We start from the raw sequence: 973 nt of genomic DNA on the forward strand, positions 1-973 counted from the left end.
GTCCAGCCCCTCCCCCACCTCCGCCGACACCCCCCGGCCGGTGGACGCGGTCCGGCTGGTCAAGGACGACCCGAAGGTCTCGGCCGCCGTGAAGCGCAGCCTCAAGCCGTGCGTGGCCGACCAGTACCCCGTCGACGTGTCGTACGGCAAGCTGACCGGGGGCTCGGGCGACGACATTGTCGTCAACGTGCTGACCTGCGGAGAAGCGGTGGGCGTGGGCGCGTACGTGTACCGCGAGCGGGGCGCCGGGTACCAGAACGTGTTCCGGTCGGAGGAACCGCCGGTCTACGCCGAGATCGACCGCGGCGACCTCGTGGTGACCAAGCAGGTCTACGAGAAGGACGACCCGGTGTCGAACCCCTCCGGCGAGGACGTGATCACCTACCGCTGGACCGGAAGCGGGTTCACCAAGGAGTTCAGCACGCGCAACGAGTACAGCAAGGCCGTCGGAGGGGGCCCGACGAAGGCCCCCGACAACTGACCGCGAGACAATACGACGGCCCGCGAGAACCGGCCACGGGAGAGTTCCTGCGGCGTGAACCGATCGGTTCGGCGATCCGTTCTCCTGGTGAACGCCTCGCGAGTGAACGCATCACGCGCACAACGCGTCCACACAGTGAGCGCACCATCTGAAGCACACAAGGACTGAGAGCACCGGGATGGCAGAGCAGACCCACGTCCTGTTCGTCGAGGACGACGACGTCATCCGCGAGGCCACACAGCTCGCCCTGGAGCGGGACGGCTTCGCGGTCACGGCCATGCCCGACGGCCTGTCCGGCCTGGAGGCGTTCCGGGCCCACAGGCCCGACATCGCACTGCTGGACGTCATGGTCCCCGGCCTGGACGGCGTCAGCCTGTGCCGCCGCATCCGTGACGAGTCGACGGTGCCGGTGATCATGCTGTCGGCGCGCGCGGACTCCATCGACGTCGTGCTGGGCCTGGAGGCGGGCGCGGACGACTACGTGACCAAGCC

The 973-nt window shown here is 68.8% G+C and carries 1 protein-coding gene and 1 pseudogene; both read left to right on the forward strand.

The window, feature by feature from the left end; translation table 11 throughout:
• On the forward strand, nucleotides 1-481 hold a 481-nt coding region (locus tag BZY54_RS47315), incomplete at its 5' end, for a hypothetical protein (RefSeq protein ID WP_107420015.1).
• A 178-nt stretch (nucleotides 482-659) separates the two neighbouring features.
• Nucleotides 660-973, forward strand: a pseudogene (cseB, locus tag BZY54_RS47320) (two-component system response regulator CseB); the annotation flags it as partial.

Origin of the sequence: Streptomyces carpinensis (assembly GCF_002154505.1) — a bacterium.
Classification (GTDB): Bacteria; Actinomycetota; Actinomycetes; order Streptomycetales; family Streptomycetaceae; genus Streptomyces; species Streptomyces carpinensis.